At 66.2% G+C, this 25,507-nt stretch carries 24 protein-coding genes; 12 read left to right on the forward strand and 12 right to left on the reverse strand.

Translation table 11 applies throughout. The features are described from left to right. The first annotated feature begins 70 nt into the window (after window positions 1–70). Window positions 71–493 carry a VOC family protein gene (locus JL11_RS12915; RefSeq protein ID WP_054766009.1) on the forward strand — a complete coding sequence of 141 codons (423 nt, stop codon included), beginning with the start codon at window positions 71–73 and terminating at the stop codon, window positions 491–493. Between the two features lie 499 nt (window positions 494–992). Here the strand turns inward: JL11_RS12915 and JL11_RS12920 are convergent, their stop codons facing one another. The 4 genes from JL11_RS12920 to JL11_RS12935 all read right to left on the reverse strand — a co-directional run bounded on the left by JL11_RS12920 (window position 993) and on the right by JL11_RS12935 (window position 6,518). After that, entirely contained in the window at window positions 993–2,393 is a 1,401-nt protein-coding gene (locus JL11_RS12920; RefSeq protein ID WP_082382801.1) for a Do family serine endopeptidase, read from the reverse strand. A gap of 74 nt (window positions 2,394–2,467) precedes the next feature. Next, entirely contained in the window at window positions 2,468–3,367 is a 900-nt protein-coding gene (locus JL11_RS12925; RefSeq protein WP_054766011.1) for an enoyl-CoA hydratase-related protein, read from the reverse strand. Between the two features lie 107 nt (window positions 3,368–3,474). After that, window positions 3,475–4,692 carry a hypothetical protein gene (locus JL11_RS12930; protein ID WP_152950545.1) on the reverse strand — a complete coding sequence of 406 codons (1,218 nt, stop codon included), beginning with the start codon at window positions 4,690–4,692 and terminating at the stop codon, window positions 3,475–3,477. A 233-nt stretch (window positions 4,693–4,925) separates the two neighbouring features. Then, on the reverse strand, window positions 4,926–6,518 hold the full coding sequence (locus tag JL11_RS12935) for a carboxyl transferase domain-containing protein (protein ID WP_054766013.1): 1,593 nt from the start codon (window positions 6,516–6,518) through the stop codon (window positions 4,926–4,928). 285 nt (window positions 6,519–6,803) lie between these two features. On the opposite strand from JL11_RS12935, the gene rpsF reads away from it, so the two are divergent. The 11 genes from rpsF to JL11_RS12990 all read left to right on the forward strand — a co-directional run bounded on the left by rpsF (window position 6,804) and on the right by JL11_RS12990 (window position 18,409). After that, entirely contained in the window at window positions 6,804–7,193 is a 390-nt protein-coding gene (gene rpsF / locus JL11_RS12940; protein ID WP_054766976.1) for a 30S ribosomal protein S6, read from the forward strand. Window positions 7,194–7,205: 12 nt separating this feature from the next. Next, window positions 7,206–7,484 (forward strand): 30S ribosomal protein S18, encoded by a 279-nt coding sequence (gene rpsR / locus JL11_RS12945; protein WP_054766014.1) that lies wholly within the window; start codon window positions 7,206–7,208, stop codon window positions 7,482–7,484. A gap of 1 nt (window position 7,485) precedes the next feature. Then, the gene (rplI, locus tag JL11_RS12950; RefSeq protein WP_054766015.1) at window positions 7,486–8,070 is read left to right on the forward strand and encodes a 50S ribosomal protein L9; all 585 of its coding nucleotides are present in this window, start codon (window positions 7,486–7,488) and stop codon (window positions 8,068–8,070) included. A gap of 346 nt (window positions 8,071–8,416) precedes the next feature. Then, window positions 8,417–10,891 (forward strand): TonB-dependent receptor plug domain-containing protein, encoded by a 2,475-nt coding sequence (locus JL11_RS12955; protein WP_054766016.1) that lies wholly within the window; start codon window positions 8,417–8,419, stop codon window positions 10,889–10,891. A 160-nt stretch (window positions 10,892–11,051) separates the two neighbouring features. Continuing rightward, complete coding sequence (locus tag JL11_RS12960) at window positions 11,052–12,542, forward strand: replicative DNA helicase (RefSeq protein WP_054766017.1); 1,491 nt, start codon at window positions 11,052–11,054, stop codon at window positions 12,540–12,542. Window positions 12,543–12,581: 39 nt separating this feature from the next. Further along, window positions 12,582–13,613: an alanine racemase gene (gene alr / locus JL11_RS12965; protein ID WP_054766018.1), complete on the forward strand. Its 1,032-nt coding sequence runs from the start codon at window positions 12,582–12,584 to the stop codon at window positions 13,611–13,613. A gap of 93 nt (window positions 13,614–13,706) precedes the next feature. Next, on the forward strand, window positions 13,707–15,086 hold the full coding sequence (radA, locus tag JL11_RS12970) for a DNA repair protein RadA (protein ID WP_054766019.1): 1,380 nt from the start codon (window positions 13,707–13,709) through the stop codon (window positions 15,084–15,086). Window positions 15,087–15,114: 28 nt separating this feature from the next. After that, window positions 15,115–15,711 (forward strand): CvpA family protein, encoded by a 597-nt coding sequence (locus tag JL11_RS12975; RefSeq protein ID WP_054766020.1) that lies wholly within the window; start codon window positions 15,115–15,117, stop codon window positions 15,709–15,711. Between the two features lie 27 nt (window positions 15,712–15,738). Continuing rightward, window positions 15,739–17,244 carry an amidophosphoribosyltransferase gene (gene purF, locus JL11_RS12980; RefSeq protein ID WP_054766021.1) on the forward strand — a complete coding sequence of 502 codons (1,506 nt, stop codon included), beginning with the start codon at window positions 15,739–15,741 and terminating at the stop codon, window positions 17,242–17,244. Window positions 17,245–17,253: 9 nt separating this feature from the next. Then, window positions 17,254–17,568: a hypothetical protein gene (locus JL11_RS12985; protein ID WP_152950551.1), complete on the forward strand. Its 315-nt coding sequence runs from the start codon at window positions 17,254–17,256 to the stop codon at window positions 17,566–17,568. A gap of 88 nt (window positions 17,569–17,656) precedes the next feature. Further along, window positions 17,657–18,409 carry an SDR family NAD(P)-dependent oxidoreductase gene (locus JL11_RS12990; RefSeq protein ID WP_054766023.1) on the forward strand — a complete coding sequence of 251 codons (753 nt, stop codon included), beginning with the start codon at window positions 17,657–17,659 and terminating at the stop codon, window positions 18,407–18,409. A gap of 37 nt (window positions 18,410–18,446) precedes the next feature. On the opposite strand, the gene JL11_RS12995 is transcribed toward JL11_RS12990, so the two are convergent. The 8 genes from JL11_RS12995 to JL11_RS13030 all read right to left on the reverse strand — a co-directional run bounded on the left by JL11_RS12995 (window position 18,447) and on the right by JL11_RS13030 (window position 25,498). Next, the gene (locus JL11_RS12995) at window positions 18,447–19,073 is read right to left on the reverse strand and encodes a methyltransferase family protein (protein WP_054766024.1); all 627 of its coding nucleotides are present in this window, start codon (window positions 19,071–19,073) and stop codon (window positions 18,447–18,449) included. Between the two features lie 221 nt (window positions 19,074–19,294). Next, complete coding sequence (locus JL11_RS13000) at window positions 19,295–19,786, reverse strand: NUDIX hydrolase (protein WP_054766025.1); 492 nt, start codon at window positions 19,784–19,786, stop codon at window positions 19,295–19,297. Between the two features lie 4 nt (window positions 19,787–19,790). Next, window positions 19,791–21,410: a ribosome biogenesis GTPase Der gene (gene der, locus JL11_RS13005; protein WP_054766026.1), complete on the reverse strand. Its 1,620-nt coding sequence runs from the start codon at window positions 21,408–21,410 to the stop codon at window positions 19,791–19,793. A 31-nt stretch (window positions 21,411–21,441) separates the two neighbouring features. Next, complete coding sequence (locus JL11_RS13010; protein WP_054766027.1) at window positions 21,442–22,821, reverse strand: PQQ-binding-like beta-propeller repeat protein; 1,380 nt, start codon at window positions 22,819–22,821, stop codon at window positions 21,442–21,444. A gap of 23 nt (window positions 22,822–22,844) precedes the next feature. Further along, on the reverse strand, window positions 22,845–23,579 hold the full coding sequence (locus tag JL11_RS13015) for a tetratricopeptide repeat protein (RefSeq protein WP_054766028.1): 735 nt from the start codon (window positions 23,577–23,579) through the stop codon (window positions 22,845–22,847). A 79-nt stretch (window positions 23,580–23,658) separates the two neighbouring features. Next, window positions 23,659–24,495: a 3-methyl-2-oxobutanoate hydroxymethyltransferase gene (gene panB, locus JL11_RS13020; protein ID WP_054766029.1), complete on the reverse strand. Its 837-nt coding sequence runs from the start codon at window positions 24,493–24,495 to the stop codon at window positions 23,659–23,661. Window positions 24,496–24,552: 57 nt separating this feature from the next. Next, a complete protein-coding gene (locus JL11_RS13025; RefSeq protein ID WP_054766030.1) occupies window positions 24,553–24,954 on the reverse strand; it encodes a hypothetical protein in 402 nt (133 codons plus the stop codon). Beyond that, window positions 24,944–25,498, reverse strand: a complete 555-nt coding sequence (locus JL11_RS13030) for an RNA polymerase sigma factor (protein ID WP_054766031.1) — start codon at window positions 25,496–25,498, stop codon at window positions 24,944–24,946. The genes JL11_RS13025 and JL11_RS13030 overlap by 11 nt, the downstream gene beginning before the upstream one ends. Window positions 25,499–25,507: the final 9 nt, after the last annotated feature.

A 25,507-nucleotide genomic window follows, 5' to 3' on the forward strand; every position in this document is an offset into this window, starting at 1 on the left:
TGCGACCTATGTAGTCGTGCCTAAAGCGGTTTTCACCCGTTAGTATGGGTCAGCGCCATAGCGAGTTCCCATGACCGACGTCCATCCGAACCAAGGCCCGACTTCCGGCCTGACACCGCACCTGACGATTCCGTCGCGCGGGGCCTCGGCCGCCGTGGACTTCTACACCATCGCCTTCGGCGCAGAGGTGCTGGATCGCCGCCTGGCCGACGACGGCGAACGGCTGATCCACGCCCATCTGAGGATCAACGGCGCCAGCCTGATGCTGAACGACGAGTTCCCGGAATATACGGGCAGCCAGGACGTCCGCCCCGTCGGCGTGACCCTCCACCTTCAGGTCGCCGATCCCGACGCCTGGTGGACCCGCGCCATGACCGTCGGCGGGGCCGAGCCGGTCATGGACATGGCGGACCAGTTCTGGGGCGACCGCTACGGCGTCCTGCGCGATCCCTTCGGCCACACCTGGTCGATCGGCGGGCCAATGAAGGGTTGAGACGATCAGGCTCTCGCCCCGTCCGGTCAGCGAGAGCCCTCGCAGCGCTCGATCGCCAGCCCTCTGCCTTCTGGCCATCCCAGGGCTTCTCGTCCAATGTCGCGAAAACCCGCTCCTTGTTTCAACGGCTTGTGGCTTCGCCCGCCGAACTACCCGGCGCCCCTCCCGAGGGCCCTATAATGACGCCCGGTCTTTGACATCGCAGAAGGAGCAGAGCGCGGCGGCAGCCGGACAGTCCGATCAGCGTCCGGCCATTTCTCATTAGAAAACAAAACCCGTCGGACAGATCGGACACATCGGACACCTTTTTTCGTGTCCCATCGGCCGGACGTCTCAGCCTTGGCCGCCCCGCTCCTAGCCCGAGCCCTTTTCCAGCCCGCTCCTGGCCCATCCTCGGACAGCCTAACCGGCGTCGGGGAAATTCCCCCCGCAAAAACAAAGGCCGTCGGACAGATCGGACACATCGGACACCTTTTTTCGCGTCCAATGGCGGAGCGGCCTAGCGCAGAACGCCTCGGATTTGCCGACCGCCGCGATTGATGACCACCTCCCAAGGGCCGCGCCCAGCGCTGGCGGCCTGAGCGTCAGCGGCTGTGGAAATTTGACGGCCGTTGATCGCGATCAGCAAATCGTTCTGGCGGAAGACGCTGGCCGCATAGCCTCGACCGGAGACGCCGAGCACGACCACTCCGGTGGCGAAGGGATCGCCGCCAAGCCGATCCGCCAGGGCCGGCGTGAGTTGCGCCACCATGGCCCCTTGCAACGGCCCTTGCTGGATAACGAGGCCCTTGTCGGGATCAGCCTCGCCCGGCAGGGTTTGCACCCGCGCCGTCAGCGTCTGGACCCGCCCGTCGCGCAGGATGGCCACCTGCACCTGATCATTGGGCGCGCGGGAGCCGATGCGGTAGTTCAGCCCGCCCTGGTCGTTGATCTCCTGGCCGTCGATCGCCGTGATCACGTCGCCCTGACGCACCCCCGCGCGGGCGGCCGGGCTGTTCGGATAGACGTCGGTGACCACCAGCCCCTGCGGGCGGGAAAGGCCCAGGCTGCCGGCGATGTCGCCGGTGACCGTGTCGCCCTTCACCCCCAGCCAGGGCCGCACCACCGTCTTGGCGCCGCCCAGGGCGCTGTCGACCACCCGCTTGACCATGGCGGCCGGCACGGCGAACCCGACCCCGGCCGACGAGCCCGAGCGCGAGAAGATGGCGGTGTTGATGCCGATCAGGTCGCCGTCCATGTCCACCAGCGCCCCGCCCGAATTGCCCGGGTTGATGGCCGCATCGGTCTGGATGAAGGAGCCTGAGTCGGAAATGCCCGTCTCGGTCCGGTTCAGGGCCGAGATGATGCCGTTGGTCACGGTCTGGCCCACGCCGAAGGGATTGCCGATGGCCAGGACCAGATCGCCGACCTGCTGTTCTTCCTGATCGTCGATGGCCAGGACCGGCAGGCGGTCGCTGACGTTCTCCAGCCGCAGCACGGCGATGTCGCTGCGCTCGTCAGCCAGGATGACGGTGGCGGGAAACTCGCGCCGATCGTTCAGCACCACCTTGATCTGCTGGGCGCCGTCGATGACGTGGTTGTTGGTCACCACGATCCCGTCCGACCGGACGATGACCCCCGACCCCACGGATTCGGCCACCCGCGCCTGGGGGATGCCGCCGCCGAAAAACTGGAAGAAGGGATCGACCTGAACCCGCTGCACGCTGCGCGCCGAAATATTGACCACAGCCGGAGCGGCCGAGCGCACCACAGGGGCGAAGCTGGACTTCATCCCCGCCGCATCGCTGGGGGCGGTGCGCGTGGGCTGGGCGAACTCGCCCTCCTGCGCCTTGGTCGAGGTGGGATTGCCGCAGGCCGAAAGGGCCAGGGCGGCGACGAGCACGATCGGTCGGGTCTTCATCGTCATCCAAGGAATGGAGGCTTCAAGCCGGGCTATACCGCACGGCTTTTCTGGCGGCATCAAGGCGATGGCGGTCAGACCGTCCAGCTCGGCTTGCGCTTGTCCAGAAAGGCGCGAACCCCCTCCTGCCCCTCGGCCGAGACCCGCGCCCGGGCGATCCGTCTGGCCGTATCGTCCATCAGGCCGTGATCGATCCTGTGGCCGGCGATGTCGTCGACCAGCCGCTTGGCCTCGCCCATGGCGCCGGGCGCATTGCCGCCCAGGCTGTCGGTCAACATGGTGATGAACTCATCGACCGAACCCTGGGGCAGGACCAGGTCGATCAGTCCCGCATGGGCGGCGTAGTCGGCGTCGAAACTGTTGGCGGTCAGAAACAGTTGGCGGGCGCGGCGGGCCCCGACGGCCTCGATCACATAGGGGGCGATGGTGGCCGGGATCAGGCCCAGCTTGACCTCGGAAAAGGCGAAACGCGCGCCCTCGACCGCCACGGCCATGTCGCAGGCGGCGACGATTCCGGCCCCGCCGCCCATGGCCGCGCCCTCAACGACGGCGCAGGTCAGGGCGGGGACGTCGTGCAGGGCCTTCAGCATCCGCGCCAGGCCCAGGGCGTCGTCGCGATTGTCGGCCTCGGACCAGTCCGCCGCGTCACGCATCCAGTTCAGATCGGCCCCGGCGCTGAAGGTTCCGCCCGCCCCGCGAATGAAGACCGCGCGCACATGGTCGGCGCCGTGCAGGGTCTCGAACGCCTCATGCAGGGCGGCGATGGTGGCGGCGTCAAAGGCGTTCTTCTTGGCCGGCCGGTTGAGGGTGACGAAGACCACGCCGTCGGTGGTGGCGTCGATCCGGACCAGATCATCGTTCGCATCCGGCGCGGGGTCCGCGACCAGGGGATGGGCGATGCTGTTGATCTCCGCCGCCTCCGCGTCGGTGACGTCCAGGGCGTTGATGTCGGCGTCGTTCGGTTGATCGGCCATGTCTTGATCTCGGATATTCGATTGACGAGAGCCTAACGCGCTCCACGTCAAACGGAAACGCAACCCTCCTCGATTCGATCGCCAACTCGCTCAGCCTTCATGGGAAACTAGCCCGTGGAGTTGCCGCAATAGAAGGAGCTGGACCGACACGGCACGCCCGGCTGGGTGTTGAGGCCCATGGCGATGACTTCCAAGGTCAGACTGAAATACATATCGGGGCCGGTTATATTATAGGTGAACTGCGTGCCGGACACTGTTGTTGTCAGAATGCAGGCGTCGTTCCTATACAGGTTGAGCACATATGATGTGGCCTGTGGCACAGCCGCCCACGAGGCCGTAATCGGCGTGCGTGGATAGACGTAAGTCCCTGGCGAGAGACTCCAGTTCACGCCGGTGGTGGGAGGCAGTTGCGGAGCTTGATTGTCCCTCCACTGCACGATCGGCGACTGGCCGTCTTTAGTTTCGGAAGTCCAATACCAGTGGAATGCCGGCCCCTGCGGCCCGTTCTTGAGATAGTTTTGAATGAAGCCGGACACGGTGATGTTGGCGCCCCACAGGCCGTTGTAGAAAACCCATGCTGGGCCATCATCGGAAATGAAGGTGAGGTTTGGCGCCGTGTCCCAGACTGGCCCCACATCGTCTGTATAATCGTTCGCCGTAAAGCCGGTCTCCGTCCTCATATGGACGCCGGCGGTCGTGTAAAGCTCATGGCTGTGCCAAGCCGCATAGCCGTTCAGACGAGGCACTTGGTCAAGCGTCAGGTCTGAAAAATTCGAAGATGTGACAATGTTGGGATCGCCATGGGCTTCATAATCGACATAGAGCAACGACACCTTGTCCTGATTGATCTTCACCTTGGCGGTGAGACGAATCCAGTCCCCTATGTGAGCGCCGAATCCGGAGCCCGAACCCAGCGGCCGTGAGGCGTAAGACGTCTGCGGACCCAGGCCCCCATTATATGCAAAGAAGCCGAAGTAAGAAATAAGATAGTAGTCGTCACGCATTGCGATGCGGACGTACATCGGCGCGGTGATCGTTCTATTTGTAGGTCCATGCTGACCTAAGAACGTTTCGAGCTGATAGTTATAGAAATGAGGGTCGGATACGGGGATCACCGACGGAGACGAGGGGAGAAGCTCGCCTATATCGCTGAAATAACCCTGCCAAAGCGACACCCAGCTCCAATCAGCGACCGGTGCTGAGCCCGGCGCAGCCGGAAGAGGAAACAATGAAATATTGTCGATCTCTCCACCGCCAAAGGCAGTGCTGGAGGATCCCGCTTTCAACTTATCCGGAGTCATCGGCCCGGCGTCGAGAACGGACATGCCTGAGGGTAAGTCAGCGCCCCCGGATGAAAGTTCTCCGCTACCGCTGACCAACTGGCAGCGGCTGAGAAATGTCTCGACAGCTATCGGCCGATGCGGATCCTGAGAATGCAAGCGAAGGATTGGAGCCAGCTTGGCTGCAACTTGGGCGGGCGTAACCGTCGGCATAAAGATCCCCAAATCTGATAGACCGACGATATGAGGCGCCCTGCGAGAAGTACAGCCGTCTTATGCTACATCCTAAACAGGCCGAAGGTCGTCTCCGGGATCGGGGCGTTCAGGCTCGCCGATATAGCCAGACCGAGCACATCCCGGGTTTGCGCAGGATCAATGACGCCGTCGTCCCACAGGCGGGCGGTGGCGTAATAGGGATTTCCTTCGTCCTCACACTTCTGACGGATCGGTGCCTTGAAAGCTTCGGCCTCCTCGGGCGACCAGGTCTCGGCGTCGCGGTGGACGGTGGCCAGGACGCTGGCGGCCTGTTCGCCGCCCATGACGCCGATCCGGCTGTTGGGCCAGGTGAAGAGGAAGCGCGGCGAATAGGCGCGGCCGCACATGCCGTAGTTCCCCGCCCCGAAGCTGCCGCCGATCAGGACGGTGAACTTGGGCACTTCGGCCGAGGCCACGGCCGTCACCAGCTTGGCGCCGTCCTTGGCGATGCCGCCCGCCTCATACTTGCCGCCGACCATGAAGCCCGAGATGTTCTGCAGGAACAGCAGCGGAATCTTGCGCTTGCAGGCCAGTTCGATGAAGTGGGCGCCCTTCTGGGCGCTTTCGGAAAAGATGACGCCGTTGTTGGCCAGGATGGCGACCGGATAGCCCCAGATGCGGGCGAAGCCGCACACCAGGGTGGAGCCGTAAAGGGCCTTGAACTCATCGAACTCCGACCCGTCGACGATCCGGGCGATGACCTCGCGCACGTCATAGGGCGCGCGGACGTCCTCCGGGATCAGCCCATACAGTTCGGCCGGATCGAAGGCCGGCGCGCGGGGTTCGCGCACATCCAGCTCCACGGCCTTGGTCGTGTTCAGATTGGCGACGATCGACCGCACGATCTCCAGCGCGTGTTCGTCGTTCTCGGCGACATGATCGACCACGCCCGAGCGGCGGCCGTGCGTTTCGGCCCCGCCCAGTTCCTCGGCCGAGATGACCTCGCCGGTGGCGGCCTTCACCAGCGGCGGGCCGGCCAGGAAGATGGCGCCCTGGTTCCGCACGATCACGGTCTCGTCCGACATGGCCGGCACATAGGCGCCGCCGGCGGTGGACAGGCCCATGACGCAGGCGATCTGGGCGACGCCCTTGGCGCTCATCCGCGCCTGGTTGAAGAAGATGCGGCCGAAATGGTCGCGGTCGGGAAACACCTCGGCCTGGTGCGGCAGGTTGGCCCCGCCGGAGTCGACCAGATAGACGCACGGCAGTCGGTTCTGCTCGGCGATCTCCTGGGCGCGCAGGTGTTTCTTCACCGTCATGGGGAAGTAGGCGCCGCCCTTCACCGTCGGGTCGTTGGCGACGATCATGACCTCGCGCCCTGAGACCCGCCCGATCCCGGCGATGGCGCCGGCGCCCGGCGCTTCGCCGTCATACATGCCGTGGGCGGCCAGCTGCCCGATCTCGAGGAAAGGCGAACCGGGATCCAACAACCGCTCGACCCGATCCCGCGGCAGCAACTTGCCGCGGGCGACGTGACGCTCGCGCGCCTTGTCGGAGCCGCCGCGCGCGGCCTTGGCCACATGGTCGCGAAGTTCGGCGACCAGGGCGCTGTTATGCGCGTGCAGGGACTTGTACTTGGGGCTTTGCGGATCGACCGCTGACGTCAGCTTCGGCATGGGGGTGGTTTAGGGGCGGTTGGCGAAAAGCGCTAGTGAGTGAGACGTGCGCTGAGGCGCGCGCTGAAGGCTCGCCTCCTGCTCACAGGCGCTTTTCACCCCGACGCCCCGCCGTTCTTGCCAGTTCCCGCCTTTTCCCCTATACGCCCCCGCTTTCCAGGGCTTCGGTCCTGACGCGGAACGCCAAAGGGTTGGACAACCGGTCCCGCCGCCGCGCCAGGAGCCATCGTGGAGATCGACTTACCCGGTCGTTTCCGCGCCGACGCCTACAAGGGAGACTACCGCATGGCTCTTTACGAGCACACGGTCATGACGCGCCAGGACATCTCGGCGCAACAGGCCGAAGCGCTGAACGACACCATCAAGGACCTGATCGTGCAAGGCGGCGGCTCCGTCGCCAAGATCGAGTACTGGGGTCTGCGCAACCTGACCTACCGCGTGAAGAAGAACCGCAAGGCTCACTATTCGCTGCTGGCCGTCGACGCCCCTCCCGCCGCCATGGCCGAGGTCGAGCGTCAGCTGTCGATCAACGAAGACGTGCTGCGCTGGCTGACCGTCCGCGTCGAGGAACTGGACCTGGAACTGTCGCCGCTTCTGGCCCGCCGCGAGCGCGAACGCGAGCGTGAACGCGAGCGCACCCCGCGTGACGACGCCGACGCCGCAGACGCCGAATAAGGAAACCGGATCATGACCGACACGACTGCCCCCACCCCGGGCGCCCCGGCCGGCTCCGGCTCCGCCGGCCGCCGCCCCTTCTATCGTCGCCGCAAGGTCTGCCCGTTCTCGGGCGCCAATGCGCCGAAGATCGACTACAAGGACGTCAAGCTGCTGCAGCGCTACGTCTCCGAACGCGGCAAGATCGTGCCTTCGCGCATCACCGCCGTCTCCCAGAAGAAGCAGCGCGAACTGGCCAAGGCCATCAAGCGCGCCCGCTATCTGGCCCTCCTGCCGTATGTGGTGAAGTAAGATGAAGGTCGTTCTGCTGGAACGCGTCGAGAACCTCGGCGCCATCGGCGACGTCGTCACTGTCAAGGACGGCTTCGCCCGCAACTTCCTTCTGCCGCGCGACAAGGCCCGCCGGGCCACCGCCGCCAATCTGAAGGCCTTCGAACTCGACCGCGCCGCCATCGAGCAGCGCAACGAGAAGAACAAGGCCGAGGCTCAGAAGATCGCCGACAAGATCGACGGCCAGACCTACATCATGATCCGTCAGGCCGGTGAAACCGGCCAGCTGTACGGTTCGGTCGCCGGTCGCGACGTCGCCGAGGCCATCCAGGCCGAAGGCGGCAAGGTCGAACGTTCGCAGGTCGTCCTGAACACGGCGATCAAGACCCTGGGCGTCCACGAAGTGCCGGTCCGCCTGCACGCCGAGGTCCGCGCTACGGTCAAGATCAACATCGCCCGTTCCATGGACGAGGCCGAGCGCCAAGCCAAGGGCGAGGACGTGATCCGCAGCCAGTTCGATGATGAGCGCCAGGCCGCCGAGCAATCGGCCCAGGAGCTGATCGAAGGCGGCGCCGGTCAACAGGAAGGCTTCGGCGACGAAGCCTGATCCTGACCCCGCCGGATTGGGGCCCGCCCTGATCCATGGCGAATCGTCGAGACATCAAGGGCGCGTTCCGAACGGAGCGCGCCCTTTTTGCTGGCCGAGCGATCCGAACCAAGCTCTGGGCGCGAGCCCATCGTATGACAAGTTTGCAACAGATTGTCCCACTTCGGCATGAGGGAACGCCATGCGCACAACCTTGCCTTGACCATCAACTCTAGCGATGAACACATTCCAATTGGGCTGGATTTTTGGCTGTTTCCTAGTGATTTTTTGCGCCGACTAAGCCCTGGACGTCGTTATCGCGGCCGTCGCCGTCCAAGACCACTGGTCGCTGTCATTGGGGATAGTCATGACGCTGATTTCCGGTCGTTCCGTTCTGCTGGCCTTCGCCTCCACCAGCGCGTTGATGTCGGCGCCGTGCGCCTTCGCCCAAGAGGCGCCGCCTTCGACCGATGATGCGGCGGATATCGGCGAGATCGTCGTGACCGGCACGCGCACGGCGGGGCGGACCAGGCTCGACACCATAGCGCCTGTGGACGTGATCACAGGCGAGACCCTGACCCGCACCGGCACGGGCACGGAAACAGCCGCCGCCCTCGCCGCAGCCGCCCCTTCGATCAACTTTCCACGCCCCGCCATCTCCGACGGCTCCGACCATGTTCGTCCCGCGACCCTGCGCGGCTTGGCGCCCGATCAAACCCTGGTGCTGATCAACGGCCAACGCGGCCACGTCGGCGCCCTGGTCAACGTCAACGGCGCCTTGGGGCGGGGCTCGACCGCCTTCGACCTGAACACCATCCCGTCCGTGACCTTGGGGTCGGTCGAGGTGCTGCGCGACGGCGCCTCGGCCCAGTACGGCTCGGACGCCATGGCCGGCGTGATCAACCTGCGCCTGCGCCAAGCGCGTGAAGGCGGCGGACTGACACTGAACTACGGTCGCTACGACACCGAATATGACACCGCACGCGGATCGCACGAGGCGACGGACGGTGAACAGACCTCTCTGTCGGGATGGGTCGGCCTGCCATTGGGCGAGGACGGCTTCGTCACCGTATCCGGCGAGTTGCAAAAACGCGATCCGACCAACCGCTCCGACTATGCAGCCCCCTCGGCCGTCGTCGGCAACACCTCGACCACCACTGTGCTGGGCCGGTTCGGCGACCCGGCCGTGGAGTCGCAGTCGCTGTGGTTCAACGCCGGAAAACCGATCAGTGCGGACTGGGAAGTCTACGCCTTCGGCGGAATCCAGCACAAGGAAAGCGAATCCGGCGCCACCGCCCGCGCCTACAACAACGCTAACAATGTCGTCGCCATCTATCCGAACGGCTTTCTGCCTCTGATCAACACCGAGATCGTCGATCGCAATCTGTACGGCGGGGTCAAGGGCGAGGCGGCCGGGATCGAATGGGACCTGTCGGTGGGGTATGGCCGCAACTCGCTGGATTACCGCGTCACCAACTCCCTGAACGCCTCATACGGGGCGGGGTCCAAGCGAGAGTTCAACGCGGGCGGATTGAAATATGACCAGCTCACCCTGGGCATCGATGGCGTGAAACCGCTTGAGGTCGGACTGATCGAACCGCTGAACGTCGCGTTCGGGCTCGAATACAGGACCGAAAGTTTCGAAGTCTACGCTGGCGAACCGGCCTCCTATAATCGCGGAACGGGCGGGACAGGCGGCGCGGGCGCCCAGGGCTTCCCTGGTTTTGCCCCCTCGAACGAGGCCGATGAAGACCGCAACAACTGGAGCGCCTATGTTGATCTGGAAGGTCGGCTGACCCCGGCCCTGACCTTCGGCGTCGCCGGGCGTTACGAGGACTATTCCGATTTCGGCGACCAGTTCACCGGCAAGATCTCGGCGCGCTATGACTTCTCGCCCGCCTTCGCGCTGCGCGGCGCGGTTTCTACAGGCTTCCATGCCCCCGCGCTTCAGCAACAGTATTTCAGCTATACGGCGACCAATCTGGTTACACAGGTCATCGGCGGGGTGCCCACCACCAGCCTGATCCAGGCCGGGACCTTCCGCGTCGATGATCCGGTCGCCCTGGCTCTCGGCTCCAAGCCGCTAGAGCCGGAAACCTCGATCAACTATTCGCTGGGCGCCGTATTCCGCTCTGGCGGCTTCGAACTGACGGTCGACGCCTATCAGATCGAGGTGGAGGACAGGATCATCTATTCGGAAAGCCTGGGTACAACCCGCCCGAGCCAGTCGGCGGCCACGACTACGGCGGTCCAGACCCTGTTGGCGCCCTTTGGGGTCAGCGCGGCGCGCTTCTTCCTGAACGGGGTGGACACCACCACCCAGGGGGTCGATGTCGTCGGCCGTTATCGCTTGCCGACGGATTTCGGACGCTTCGACTTCACCCTGGCGGGGAACTACAATGAGACGACAGTAGACAAGACGCCGGGCACGCCCGCCGGCCTGTCGATCCCCGTTTCTCCCAACTTCCTGTTCGATCGGTCCAACATTCTGGCCTTCGAGGATGGCACGCCGAAGACCAAGGTGGTTGGAGGACTGGACTGGACCCTGGGCGATTGGGCGGTCTCGGCCAAGGCGACCTACTACGCCAGCGTCCTGGTCGCCAATAACGCCTCGACACTGGACTATGAGACCGGCGACCACACTCTCTTCGATCTGGAAGCCCGCTATCAGTTCCCCTACGGGGTCGGTCTGGCCGTCGGGGCGAACAATCTGTTCGACGAATACCCGACCTACACGCCGACCACTCTGAACGGCGCCACCGGCTCGGTCGGTTTCCCGAGCTATTCGCCCTTCGGCTTCAACGGGCGGTTCTTGTACGCTCGTCTCAGCTACAGCTTCTGAGGCGTTCGGCCGGGGCGCGCTCAGTTGCGCGCCCCGGCGTCGAATCCACGAGCCCCGCAGACGACGGATTCACTTCACCCACAGGGGGGACGATCTGTCCACCGTCGCGGCGGCGTCCGCGACTGACGCAGGCGCGTGTGAGGGATAGAGCGTTAAGACAATGAACGCCTTCGCCCCCCTGCCCTTCTCGTCCTCCCCGTTGGACTCCAACGGCGTCGCCTCCATGCCTCATAACCTGGAGGCCGAACAGGCGCTGCTCGGCGCCTTGATGTTCGACAACGGGGTGTTCGAGCGTCTCAGCGACCGTCTGCGCGGCTCCCACTTCTACGAGCCCTTCCACCAGCGGCTGTTCGACGCCATCGAGGATCACATCCGTCAGGGCATGCTGGCCGAGCCGACCATCCTGATGGAGCGGTTCAAACAGGACCCCGCCTTTCAGGAGTTCGGCGGCCTGCGCTATTTCGCCGATCTGGTGGACCGGGCCCCGCCGGCGGCCAACGCCCCGGACTACGCCCGCGTCGTCTATGACACGGCCCTGCGCCGCGACCTGATCCGCATCGGCGGCGAGATCATCAAGGAGGCGCCCAATCCGGACGTCCCCGCTGACGAACAGATCGAACAGGCCGAACAGACCCTTTATTCGCTGGCAGAGACGGGCAAGCCCTCGTCCGGTTTCGTCAGCTTTTCTCACGCCTTGTCCGGCGCCGTTCAGATGGCGGCGGAAGCCTATCAGCGCGAGGGCAAGCTGGCCGGTCTGGCCACCGGCCTGCACGATCTGGACCGGAAACTGGGCGGCCTGCACCCGTCCGACCTGCTGATCCTCGCCGGACGCCCGTCGATGGGTAAGACGGCTCTGGCGACCAACATGGCCTTCAACGTGGCCCGCGCCTATCAATGGGAGCCGACGCCGGAGGGCCGCAAGACGGTCAACGGCGGGGTGGTCGCCTTCTATTCGCTGGAAATGAGCGCCGAACAGCTGGCCATGCGGATCCTGGCCGATGCGTCCGGCGTCTCATCCGACAAGCTGCGCAAGGGCGAGATCGACGCCTCGGATTTCGGCAAGCTGCGCGATGCGGCGGTCGAAATCGGCGAGGCGCCTCTCTACATCGACGCCACCGGCGGCATCTCCATCTCCAAGCTGGCCGCCCGGGCGCGGCGGCTGAAGCGGATGGAGCACGGGCTGGATCTGATCATCGTCGACTATCTGCAGCTGGTGACCACCGGCGAAGGCGGCGGTCAAAAGAACCGCGTTCAGGAAGTGTCCGAGATCACCGGCGGCCTGAAGGCCCTGGCCAAGGAGCTGAACGTGCCGATCATCGCCCTGTCGCAGCTGTCGCGTCAGGTCGAGCAGCGTGACGACAAGCGGCCGCAGCTGTCGGACCTGCGGGAATCCGGTTCGATCGAACAGGACGCCGACTGCGTCATGTTCGTCTATCGCGAAAGCTATTATCTGGGTCGGGCCGAACCGCGCGAAGGCACCGAAGAGCACCTGCAATGGCAGCAGGACATGGACCGGCTTCAAGGTCAGGCCGAGGTCGTGATCGGCAAGCAGCGCCACGGCCCGATCGGCATCGTCAAACTGGCCTTCGACGCCGACACGGTCCGCTTCGGCAACCTGGCGCACGGCTATGAGGAAGTCAGCTACGAATAGGGCTCTTCCCTAAGCGCCGACTTGGGTCATAAGGCCGCCATGCCCTCCCCCGCCCTGCTGTCCGTCGATCTGAACGCCCTGGCCCGCAACTTCCACACTCTGGAGGCCGTGACCGGCGCGCCGGTCCATCCGGTGGTCAAGGCCGACGCCTATGGGCTGGGCGCCGAGGCCTGTGCGACCCGGCTGATGGCCGAGGGGGCGCGGACCTTCTTCGTCGCCCGCGCCGATGAGGGCGTGGCCTTGCGGGCGGCGCTGGGCGATGCGCCGGTCATCTATGTGCTGGACGGCTGCCACGACGGGGCGGCCGGCGTGCTGAAGGCGGCGGACCTGCGTCCAGTGCTGAACCAGCCGCGACAGATGCAGGCTTGGAGCCAGGCTGGCGGCGGAGCCTGCGGCATCCAGATCGACACCGGCCTGAACCGGCTGGGGTTCCGCCCCGAAGACGCGCCGGAGTCGTTCGAGGGCCTTCACCTTGTCATGAGTCACCTGGCCTGCGCCGACGAACCCGACCAGCCGATGAACCGGCGCCAGCGAGACGCCTTCGCGGCGGCGGCCGCGCGATATCCGGGCATCACGCGATCCCTGGCCAATTCGGGCGGTTGCTTTCTGGGGCGGGACTACAGCTTCGACGCCGTGCGCCCCGGCGTCTGTCTCTATGGCGGCGGGCCGCAGGGTCGGCAGGATGACAGGATCGCCGCCGTCGCCACCCTGACCGCCGAGGTCTTGCAGGTCCGAGACGTCAGGGCTGAGGAAAGCATCGGCTATTCCAGAGGCTTCGTCGCCGACCGTCCCGTGCGAGCGGCCGTGGTGGCCGCGGGCTATGCCGACGGCGTCATGCGGGCCTATGGACAAGGCGGCGCCGCCTGGGTGTCGGGCGAAATCCGCCCTCTGCTGGGCCGGGTGTCGATGGACGTCTGCACCCTGGACGTCACCGGCCTGGACGTCGCGGTCGGCGATCGGGTCGAGCTTTTCGGCGCGAACCGTCATCTGGATGAGGCGGCGGCCGCGGCCGGGACCATCAGCTATGAACTATTGACTGCAATCAGCGACCGGGTGCCCCGCGCCTATTGAGACGAATGCGACCGCGACTGACGTAGAAGAGGACGATGAAGGCGCAATGCTCGGCCCGTCACCCGACGTCGGCTGTCTCTGCTAAGGAAGTCCATGGCTCGCGATTCCGCTCTCTACGTCTGTCAGTCCTGCGGCTCGGTCCACGGCAAGTGGTCGGGTCAGTGTTCATCGTGCGGCCAGTGGAACACCCTGACCGAAGAGAGCCGTTCCGCGCCGCCGGGCGCGATCAAGCCTTCGGCGGCCGCTTCGGCGCGCGGACGCGGCCTGCAGTTTGAAACCCTTCAATCCGACACGCCCGAACCGCCCCGCATCACGACGGGCGTGGCCGAGTTCGACCGGGTCTGCGGCGGCGGGGTGGTGCCGGGTTCGGCCATCCTGCTGAGCGGCGATCCGGGCGTGGGCAAGTCCACCCTGCTGCTCGAGGTCGCGGCCAAGGCGGCGCTTCGCGGCGGGCGTATCGCCTATATCTCGGGCGAAGAGGCCGTCGAGCAGATCCGAGCGCGGGCCAAGCGGATGGGGCTGGACCAGGCGCCGGTCAATCTGGCGGCGGCGACGGCGCTGCGCGACATCCTGGGCACGCTGAAGCGCGAACAATTCGACATCGTCATCGTCGATTCGATCCAGACCCTGTGGTCCGACGTTCATGAGAGCGGGCCCGGCTCCATCACCCAGGTCCGGGCCTGCGCCGGCGAAATGATCCGACTGGCCAAGACGCAAGGGATCGCCGTCGTCCTGGTCGGCCACGTCACCAAGGACGGCCAGGTGGCCGGGCCGCGCGTGGTCGAACACCTGGTCGACGCCGTCATGACCTTCGAGGGCGAGCGCGGCTATCCGTTCCGCATCCTGCGCGCCGGCAAGAACCGGTTCGGCGCCACCGACGAAATCGGGGTGTTCGAAATGGGCGACAGCGGCCTGCGCGAAGTCGCCAATCCCTCCGCCCTCTTCCTGGGCGAGGGCAAGGACCGGGCGCCCGGCGCCGCCGTCTTCGCCGGGATCGAAGGCTCGCGGCCCGTTCTGGTCGAGATTCAGGCCCTGGTGGCGCCCTCGGCCTATGGCACGCCGCGGCGGGCTGTGGTCGGTTGGGACTCCGGTCGCCTGGCCATGTTGCTGGCGGTGCTGGAGGCCCGGTGCGGCCTGGGCTTCGGCGACAAAGATGTCTATCTGAACGTCGCCGGGGGGCTGCGGATCAACGAGCCGGCGGCGGACCTGGCGGCGGCGGCGGCCTTGATCAGCTCGGCCCTGGACATGCCCCTGCCCCAGGGCTGCGTCGTCTTCGGCGAGATCGGGCTGTCGGGCGAGGTCCGCAGCGTGGGCCGAGCCGAGGCGCGGCTGCGCGAGGCTCAGAAGCTGGGCTTCGACCATCTGCTGTGCCCGCCCCTGCCCCAGAGCGCGGGGAAGACAAACGGGGTCAAGGTGACGTCGGCGACGCGGTTGACGGATGTGGTCGAACGAATCTCGCAAAACCGCTATTAGACGGGCGCAACAGTTTCTGGACCTCTGAGTGACCGGTTACGACGTCTTCGCCATAGTGGTGATCCTGTTCTCCGCCGCCGCCGGCTGGGTGCGCGGCGGGGTGCGCGAGATCATCACCCTGCTCAGCGCCCTGCTGGCGGCGCTGATCGCCCTGGTGACCCTGCCCTGGACGGCCATGCTGGGGCGGGCCCTGGTCAATCCCGACTGGGCCGGGACGATCCTGGCGGCGATCGTGACCTTCATGGTCGTCTATTTCGGCATCCGCATCTTCGGCTCCTTCCTGTCCAAACAGGCCCAGGCCCATCCGCAGTTGGGAGGAATCGACCGGTTCATCGGAGTGTTCGTCGGCGCAGGCCGGGCCTTGGTCCTGTTGGGCGCCGTCCATCTGGTCATCGTGGCCGCCATGCCGGGCGAACGGACGCCGAAATGGCTGACCCAGGCGGCGCTCTATAAGGTCAGCGCCGTCGGCGCCCGCGCCATTCAGATCGTCCTGCCCGGCATCGGGCGCGGCGCCGATGCGATCACGCCTGTGGTGGATTCATCCGTGCGCAAAGGGTTTTCGAACGACGAAGCCTTGCCTCGGACGCAATCCGAGACTAACTCGCCGCGCGAAGCCGCCCCGTAAGTTTCCCCCGGTCATCGGAGCCCCACGATGCGCCACCATATCGCCGATCCCGTCGTTCACCGCGAGCACTGGCGCGAGCCGGAGGATGATCAGCTCCGTCTGGAGTGCGGCGTCTGCGGCGTCTGGGGCGCGGACGAGGACGAGGGCTCCGCTGTCGTCGCCCTGGGCCTGCATGCGCTTCAGCATCGCGGTCAGGAAGCCTGCGGCATCGCCAGCATCAAGGACGAACGCTTTTACACCGAACGCCATCAGGGGCTGGTGGGCGAGGCCTTCGGCGGCGCCGACCTGATGACGCGCATGCCCGGTCGCGCGGCTGTCGGCCACACCCGTTACTCCACCGCCGGCGGCAGCTTCCTGCGCAACATCCAGCCGATGTTCGCCGACCTGGACCAGGGCGGCATCGCCATCGCCCACAACGGCAACCTGACCAACTTCAAATTCCTGCACAGCCAGCTGGTCAGCGAAGGCGCCATCTTTCAATCGACCTCGGACTCCGAAGTCATCCTTCACCTGATCGCCCGCAGCCGTAAGGCCAAGATCGTCGACCGCTTCATCGACGCTCTGGCGCGGATCGAGGGCGGCTACGCCCTGGTGGCCCAGACCCGTCACAAGATGATCGGCGCCCGCGACCCTCTGGGCATCCGCCCCCTGGTGCTGGGCCAGATGGGCGAGGCCTGGGTCCTGGCCTCCGAAACCTGCGCCCTGGACATGATGGGCGCCACCTTCGTGCGCGACGTCGAACACGGCGAGGTCGTGGTCATCGACGAGAACGGCGTCGAATCGATCAAACCCTTCCCCGCGCGCGCCGCTCGCCCCTGCCTGTTCGAATACGTCTATTTCTCGCGTCCCGACTCGGTCGTGAACGGCCGTTCGGTCTATGAGGTCCGCAAGGAAATGGGCCGGGGTCTGGCCCGCGAATGGGGCGTGGACGCCGATATCGTCGTGCCGGTGCCCGATTCCGGCGTGCCCGCCGCCCTGGGCTATGCCCAGGAGAGCGGCATCCCCTACGAGATGGGCATCATCCGCAGCCACTATCTGGGCCGCACCTTCATCCAGCCCAGCCAGGGCGCCCGGCAGAAGGGCGTGCGGATGAAGCACAGCCCCAACAAGTCTGCCCTGGCCGGCAAGCGGGTCGTGCTGATCGACGACTCCATCGTGCGGGGCACCACCTCGGTCAAACTGGTCCGCGCCGTCCGGGCGGCCGGGGCCAAGGAGGTTCATCTGCGTTCGGCTTCCCCGCAGATCCTTTTCCCCGACTTCTACGGCATCGACATGCCCGAGCGGGCGCAACTGCTGGCGGCCAACAAGACGCTGGAGGAGATGCGCGAAATGCTGGAGGTCGATTCCCTCGGCTTCCTGTCCATCGATGGCCTGTATCAGGCGATGGGCGAGCCCGGCCGCAACAATGACGCGCCCCAGTTCACCGACCACTATTTCACCGGCGACTACCCCACCCGCCTGCTGGACCGGGAGATCGAGGAAGGCGGCCGGGAGTTTTCAGCCCGACAGCTTTCGCTGCTGGTCAGCGCATGATATCACGGGTTGATGGCGCACAACCCAGTTCAAAACAGCCAACTGCAGGAGGGGAGGCTCGTCCTGATCAGGCTTGGCGACCGCCTTCTGGCGATTGTCGGGATGTTCTTCGTCTTGAACCTGATCCTGGCGGCAAACCAGTCCGCACTATCGCCTTCGACCCTCGCTGGGTTGACGACGGGCGTGGGCGCCGGGCATCTGCTCTTCGGCAAGCGCCGCTTTCGCGTGCCGTCGATGGTTTGGCTGGGCGTCGGTTTGGTGATGATCTTGGTCGCCACTAAGGCGTCATACGGCCTCGCTAAAGCAGCGTTCGGCGGAAACTGAGTCACATCAGGGCGTCAGCTTCAGCCTGTGATCGCCGCACGCTCGATCCCGCTTGGCGGCCGCCGCAAACGCACGCTAATCATGGCGGATGTCAGACCTGCCCCTCAAAGACCGTATCGCCCTCGTCGTCGGGGCCTCGCGCGGCATCGGCTATGAGAGCGCCCTCGCCCTGGCCAAGGCCGGGGCGCACGTGGTCGCAACGGCCCGGACCCAGGGCGGACTGGAAGAGCTGGATGACGCCGTGTTCGCCGCCACCGGCAAACACGCCACCCTGGTCCCGTTTGACCTGGTCGACGGGGGCGGCATCGACCGGCTGGGCGGAGCGATCTTCGAACGGTTCAAGAAGCTGGATGTCTGGGTCCAGGCGGCGGCGACCATGGGGCCGTCGGGCCTGACGCCGGTGGCCCACGCCGACCCGCGCGAGTTCGCCAAGGTGGAGAAGGTCAACTTCACGGCCGTCTACCGGCTGATCCGCTCGCTGGAGCCGCTGCTGCGCGCCTCGGACGCCGGGCGGGCGATCCATTTCACCAGCAGCGTGGCGACGACGCCCCGCGCCTTCTGGGGCATGTACGCCGCCACCAAGGCAGGCGCCGAAGCTCTGATCAAGGCCTGGGCGGACGAGGTGGAGAGCACCCCGATCCGCGTCAGCATCGTCGATCCGGGCCGAATGCGCACCGCCATGCGCGCCCAGGCCTTCCCCGGAGAAGACCCGCAGACCGTGCCCCATCCATCGGAAATCGGTCCCCTGGTGGTCGAACTGGCGCGAGGCGACCTGACGCCTCCGCCGACGATCCGATTCCGTGACTGGAAGGCCGGGTTAACGACGGAAGCTCTGGTCTGAAGTCATGCGAGGCCAGAGCCCTTCTGATCGTCGCCAATCAGGGTAGGCGCACCAGCGTAGCCAACCAGCCCTGGGCCTGGGCCAGGTCGACGGCCTCAAACAGCGGTATGGCGAGCAGGAAAACCAGCCCGTCTCTAATCGTGGTCAGAAAGAAGTTGGGCCGCACCGACAGCTCTGGCTCGTCCCGCCAGAGGGAGAAGTCAGGCAGGAAACGAGGCGTCCGCGCCTTGTAATCGGCATAGGCGGCGCCGAAGGTCGCGCCCAGCCATGCCTCTTCGCGGCGAACGGTCAGATAGAAGACCGCCACGGACGCGAGGGTGAACAGCACCGCCAGCGTCAGGCTGCCGCTCTGGGCGCCGACGCCGAAGGCACCGAAGAAGCTGAAGATATAGAGGGGATTGCGGCTGATCGAATAGGGGCCGCGCGAGACGATCTCGGCCTTCTTGCGCCCTCCGATATAGAGGGAACACCAGGCCCGGCCGACGATGGCGAAGACGATCGCGGCCAGACCCACGGCCTCGACGCCCTCGTGAAGCGGACTGTCCAGGCCCGTGGCGGACTGGGACACCATCGTCAGGCCCACCAGACCCAGCAGGGCGACGAGCACGGCGCCCTTACGCACCTTTTGCACCGCTTGAAGATCGAAGATCGGGGATGTCGTCATGGTGTTCTCCTATCCTCCAGGGATCAAGCGCCGCAGTGGGCCTTGCTGCAAGCCCTATGATTGCAAACGAATATCCCTCTCGAAAAAGGACGCCATCGGAGGGAACTTCAGACAGCCGCAATTCCCGTGCTTGCCCCGCGCCCAGCCTGTCTGATCCACAGGCTGGCTCAGCAGGATGGCGATGATCAGGGCGGGCATGGCGAACGAGGCGGACCAAGACCCTAGCCTTGATCAACACCCCTCGCCATCGGCGTCAGCCGCTCCAGAATGTCCGCCAGTTCCTGGGGCCAGATCGTCTCGGTGGAGGCGCGGATCTGGTCGAGGCTCCACCAGCGGTGCTCGGCCAGGACGCGCCGCTCCGTCTCGGTCCAGCCGGCGGAGGACAGGTCGAAGTCGTCGCTGCGGAGCAGGAAGAAGCGCTGATCGACGTCGGCCATGCGGCCGTCGGGCAGGCGGAAGCTGACGCGGACGCGGGCGACCTGGGGGCCCGGATCAGCGACGATCAGGCCCGTCTCCTCGAACAGTTCGCGGCGGGCGGCGTCCTCGTAGGTCTCGCCCGGATCGCAGCCGCCGCCCGGCGTGGCCCAGAATTCGGATCCGGCGAGGGGGCCGTCGGCGAAGGCGAAGCGGAACAGCAGCACCCGCCCCTGCCCGTCCAGGATCAGCCAGCGCGAGGTCGGCCGGTCGGGAAGGACGGACGCGACCTCGCTCATGAGGTCACTTCTTGGCGCCGCCCTTCTGGCCGGTGCGGATGCGGCCTGAGCGCGACACCTGACGGGCCCCGCCGCGCGCGCCCTTCTGGATCGCAACAGACGATCCGGCCTTCTTGGACGCGCTGGCCTTCAGGCCGCCCAGCACCTTGGGCTGGGCCTTGCGGGTCTTCTTCTGCTCCAGCGCCTTGCCGGGCAGCTTGGACAAGGCCTCTTCCTTCTCGGCCTTCTTGACGCGGCGCGGCGCGGTCTTGGCGTCGCCCTTGTAGCGTTCCGGGCCGGACTTGGCGCCGCCCTCGGCATAGGGATTGGCGCCGCTGGACTTGACGTTCAGGCGGATCGGCGTGCCCGGCAGGTCGAAGCTCTCCCGGATCGAATTCACCAGATAGCGCTTGTAGTGATCCGGCATGGCCTCGGCCCGATTGGCCATCAGCACGAAGGTGGGCGGACGGGCCTTGGTCTGGGCGATGTATTTCGGCTTGATCCGCTTGCCGTCCACGGCGGGCGGCGGGTGCCGCTGGGTCGCCATGGACAGCCAGGTGTTCAGATCCTTGGTCTTCACCTTGACCGACCAGGTGTCATAGGCCTGAAGCACCGCCGGCATCAGCCGATCGACGCCCCGCCCCGAGTGGGAAGACAGGGCCACAAAGGGCGAACCCTTCAACTGAGGCAGTTTGTCTTCCGCCAAGGTCTTCAGCTTGGCCAGCCGCGACTGGGGTTCGTCTTCCAGGTCCCATTTCGACGCGACGTAGACCAGGGCGCGGCCTTCCCGCTCGACCAGATCGGCCAGCTGCAGATCCTGGGTGTCGAAGGCGTCGTCCTTGTCCATGACCAGGATCACCACCTCGGCGAAGGTGATGGCGCGGATGGTGTCGGCGACCGACAGCTTCTCCAGCTTCTCCTGAACACGGGCCTTGCGCCGCATCCCGGCCGTGTCGATCAGGCGGATGTTCTTGCCCTCGAACGTCCAGTCCACCGAGATGGAGTCGCGGGTGATCCCGGCTTCCGGCCCCGTCAGCAGCCGGTCGTCGCCGATCAGACGGTTGATCAGGGTGGACTTGCCGGCGTTGGGCCGGCCGATCACGGCGATACGGATCGGCTTGTCCGGCTCGTCGATCTCCTCGACGAAGATGTCCTCCGAACCGGCGCGGAGGGCGGCGTAGAGGTCGGCCATGCCCTCGCCGTGCTCTGCGGAGATAGCGACGGGCTCGCCGAAACCCAGGGCGTGCGCCTCGCCCACGCCGCCGCCGCTCTCACGGCTCTCGGACTTGTTGGCCAGCAGGATGATCGGCTTGTGCACCTTGCGCAGGCGTTCGGCGAAGATCCGGTCCAGCGAAGTCACGCCTTCGCGGGCGTCCATCATGAACAGGATCAGTTCGGCGTCGTCGATGGCCGCCTCAGTCTGTTCGCGCATCCGCGCCTCGAGGCTTTCGTCGGTGACGTCCTCATAGCCGGCCGTGTCGATCAGCGTCAGGTCCATGTCGCCGATATTGCCGTCGGCATAGCGCCGGTCGCGGGTCACGCCGGGCCGGTCGTCGACCAGCGCGAGGCGCTTGCCGACGAGACGATTGAACAGTGTCGATTTGCCCACATTGGGGCGGCCGACGATGGCGACCTTCAGAGCCATGTCGGCCTTCTAACGTAATTCTGGCTGAAAATCAGCGGATACAGATCAGCTGACCGGTGTCGGTCAGCACATAAAGGGCGCCGTTATAGGCCGCAGGCGCGATATAGGCGGGCGCGCCCAGCTTCAACGTCGTCTGAGCGACGCCCGTCTTCGGATCGAAGGCGACCGCTTCGCCGTAGGAGTTGACCATCACCAGACGGTTCGAGGCCAGCAGCGGGCCGGACCACTGCGGCGTGATGGTGCGACGGCCGAAGCGCAGGAAGCCGCCGACCTTGCGGGCGCGGCCTTCATTCAGCTCGCGAGTCCAGTAGATCTGGCCGGTGTCGCGATTGGCGGTGATCAGCTCGCCGGACTTGGACACGACGAAGACCACGTCCCCGACCGGCAGGGGCGCGTTCACGCCCGTGACCGGCAGTTGCCATTTGGGTTGGCCCGAGCGCAGGTCCAGGGCCGACAGCACGCCCGAATGGCTGACGCCAAAGACCATGCCGCGGCTGATCACGGGGCGACCGGCCACGTCGCGTACCTCGGACAGGGCGCTGGTGCGGCTGGTGCGCGACAGGGTCTGTTCCCACAGGGACTGGCCGTTCAGGGCGCTCAGCGCCACCAGCTGACCCGAGGCGAAGGGGGCGATGACGGTGTTTCCGGTCACGGCCGGGCTGGAGGCGCGCATCACACGGGCCGGCTCGGCGATGCCGCGATAGGTCCAGTCCTGGGCGCCGGTGTCGACGTCGAAGGCGAACAGCTGGCTGTCCACGTCCACGACGAAGACGTGCGAACCGACCACCGTCGGCGCCCCGTGAATGGGGGCGTCCACCGGCTGAGTCCAGGCGACGGCCCCGGTATTGGCGTCCAGCGCCGTCATGGAGCGATAGCCGGAGGAAACGAAGACCTTGCCGCCGGCCACGGCGACGCCGCCGCCGAAGCCGCCGTTGCGGTCGCGCTCGCCGTTCTTCACGTCGGTCTTCCACAGAACCGCGCCCGTGTCGGCGGAAACGGCCGAGACGGTCGATTCGCCGTCCAGCACGAAGATTTTGCCGTCGGCCGCGACGACAGGCGCCATGACGTTGCCGACGCGGGCCGACCCGCGGCCGATGTCGCGCTTCCAGGCGATCTTGAAGTCCGGCGCGGCGATGACGTGTTCGACCAGGTTTTCCGCCGTGCCGCCCGGCTGGGTCCAGGCCGTCGCGGCCTGCGGACCCGGCAGGAAATAGGTCCGACCGGACAAGGCCGCCGAGGGCGCCAGCTGCTGTTCGAACTCCAGCACCGAGATGCGCTGGCCTTCGGACGCCGTCGCTTTGGGATCGCCCTTCTTGCCCAGACCGAAGGGCAGGTTGCGACTGACGGCGCCGCAGGAGGCCATGGTGGCGGCGACGCCGCAGATCAGCGCGACTTTCAGAACTCGGTTCATCGGGGGCGTCCTGTCGGGGGTCGTCACTGTTGAGCGGGGGCGGTGGACGGAGCGGGGGCGGCCGGCGGAGGCGCCGACTTGGCCGCATCGACGATGGCCTTGAGGGCGCCGGCCGTGCCCGCGTCGATCGTGGCCACGGCGATATTGGCGCGCTGGCGGACGTCGTCGGGCACGTCCTGGCCCAGTTGCAGAAGAACGAAGGCTTCACGCGCCTCATCGGTCTTGCCGTGTTGCAGGCGCGCCAGGGCCAGGGCTTCCTGGGCGAAGGCGTGCAGCGGGCGATCGTCCTCGGCCAGGGGCGTCAACCGCGCCTCCAGATCGGCCAGGGGCGCCGTATCCATCACCAGGAAGGCGGCCTTGAGGGCTGGCGGGTCCGAAAGGATTGGATCGCCCGATGCCTTGGCCGCCTCGTCAAACAGGCGAACCGCATCCGGAATCTTGTTGGCGCTGACCGCCAGCCCCGCCTGTTGTTGCAGGGCCATGACCTTATAGGCGCCGTTGCCTTCCTTGGCCGCTTCTTCGAAGGCGGCGCGCGCATCGACGGGCTTGTCGGCCCGCAGGGCCTCCATGCCGCGATCATAGGCCTCAGCGGCCTTGGCGGCCTTGCTCGAGTTCAGGCTGTCCCAGCCCCACCAGCCCAGGGCGGCGACAAGGGCAACCACCAGAACGGCGCCCACGACGGGCAGCCAGGTGCGGGCCAGGCGCTTGTACCGGTCGGAGCGAAGCTCCTCCTCGACCTGTTCGAAGACATCAACCACGGAAACGTCGCCCCAAAATCGCAAAAAGCAAACCGGCGCGGACCCTAGAAGGTCGGCCCCTCGCCCGCAACGTCGTCCGTTACGGCGAAGCCGGCTTTTTCGAGAAGTAGGTCTCGACTTCGGCAGGAAAACGGCGGGTTTTCACATCATTGGCGAAAGCGGCGGCCGCGCGGTCGATCTCGGTGCGCAGATCGGCGTATTTCCGCACGAACTTCGGCGCCCAGTCGAACAGGCCCAGCATGTCGTTGACCACCAGCACCTGGCCGTCGCAGGCGGCCGAGGCGCCGATGCCGATGGTGGGAACGTCCAGGGTCTCGGTGATCTCGCGCGCCAGCGATTCGGCGACGCCCTCGATGACGATGCAGAAGGCGCCGGCCTCGGCCGTGGCCCTGGCTTCCGCCAGGACCCGATCCCGCTCGACGTCTGTACGGCCCTTGGCTCGGAAACCGCCCTCGGCCAGCACCGCCTGAGGGCGCAGGCCGACATGCCCCATGACCGGAATGCCCCGCCTCACCAGAAAGGCTACGATTTCGGCCAGTTCGACGCTGGTCTCCAGCTTGACCGCCTGGGCGCCGGTTTCCTTCATCACCCGCACGCAGTTGTCGTAAGCCGCTTCCTTGCCTCCCTCATAGGAGCCGAAGGGCATGTCGACCACCACCAGGGCCCGGCACGATCCACGCACCACCGCCTGACCGTGCAGGATCATCATGTCCAGGGTGACGCCGACGGTGTTGGGCAGGCCGTGCACCGCCATCCCCACGCTGTCGCCGACCAGAAGAACGTCGCAATGGGGGTCGAGCAGCCCCGCCATCGGAGCGTCATAGGCGGTCAGGCAAACGATCGGCGCGCCGCCCTTTCGTCCCGCGATGTCGGGGACCGAAATCCGTTTGACGGTCTCTTGAACATGAACGGACATCGGGCGCCTCCTGACCTGAGGGGCGTCAGATAGGCGCGCCGAGGACGCAAGTCACCCTCAGACGTCCTGCGACAGCTTCACAGCTCCCGCCGCCAGCAGGGCCGCCACCGCGCCCGCCGCGATCCAGAAGGCCAGCATGCCTGAGCCGCCCATCAGGTCGATCGACCCAAGTCCCAGGCTGTCCAAGCCTGTCTGGGCCGCGCCCTGGGCCGCGGCTGCGGCGGTCCGCACCCCCTGCGTCAGGGTCGTGTCGGGGTCGCCGCTGAAGTTGAAGTTCACGCCCTCCCGCACGGCCAGGACGCCGCCGACCAAGCCGGCCGCCGTCAGAGCCAGACCGCGCCAGCGCGACCGCTTCTCCAGCCGGGCCTGCAAGGTGGCCACGAACAGCGCCTCGTCCGCCAGAGTCGGAGTGCGCGAAAAAAGGCGCTCGATCATCGGATCGAATTCGTCAGCCGACATGGAGCGACCTCCCGTCCGCCGCCACGGGCTGCAACCGCGCGCGGAGTTTATCCAGACCACGTTTGACATGTGACTTCACCGTGCCGAGTGGCAAATTGATGGCTGCCGCAATCTCCGGGTGAGACATCCCCGCGCCATGGCACAGGGACACGCAGACCCTTTCCGTTTCGCTGAGGGTCCTCAGCGCCTCGTCCAGATCCATGGAGCCGGCCTGATCCTGAGCCGGCGCCGCCTCATCGGCCTCAGCCTCAGCTACATAGCGGGCTTCGCGGGCGACGCGCTTCAGATAGAGGCGGGCGGCGATCTTCTTGATCCAGCCCGCAAAGGTCCCCTGCCCCCGAAATTCCGAACAGCGCTGAAAACCTTGCAGAAAGGCGTCCTGGGCGACGTCGTCGGCCAGGGACGGCGCCGCGCCCATGCGGCGCAGCAGCCCCCGAACCGCCGAACCGTGCCGCCGGACCAGTTCGCCATATTCCCGCCGTCCGCCGGCCGCCGCCTGGGCGGCCAGCTCCACGTCGTGCAGATCGCGTAAGGACTTGCTCATGACGTCCCC

Source organism: Brevundimonas sp. DS20, assembly GCF_001310255.1.
Classification (GTDB): Bacteria; Pseudomonadota; Alphaproteobacteria; order Caulobacterales; family Caulobacteraceae; genus Brevundimonas; species Brevundimonas aurantiaca.